The organism is Oleiphilus sp. HI0086 (assembly GCF_001635225.1).
In genome coordinates, this window is record NZ_LWFZ01000439.1 from 1 (window position 1) to 289 (window position 289).

Genomic DNA, 289 nt, shown 5'->3' on the forward strand with positions numbered 1-289 from the left:
GATGCTGATACGATTGCTTATTTGACCCGGTACGACACGACATTTGGTAGATTCCCGCTTTCAGTTGATGTCCAGGGTGACTCGAAGATGGTTGTCGGGAACGACCTAATTGCCTTAACACGTTTTTCGCAACCTAGCATGCTTCCTTGGGAGGATCTGGGTATAGATTTAGTCATGGAGTGTACTGGTCGCTTTAGTTCTCTTAAGCAGGTTTCCGGTCATTTGGAGTCTGGTGCCGGGCGCGTGCTTGTTTCTCAACCAGGTGATGAAAGCTTCGATAAGACAGTGA

General features: G+C 48.1%; 1 protein-coding gene. It reads left to right on the forward strand.

Annotated elements, in window-relative coordinates; translation table 11 throughout:
• Window positions 1-289, forward strand: a 289-nt coding sequence (locus tag A3756_RS05465; protein ID WP_231875492.1) for a glyceraldehyde 3-phosphate dehydrogenase NAD-binding domain-containing protein, incomplete at both ends; no start/stop codon positions are given.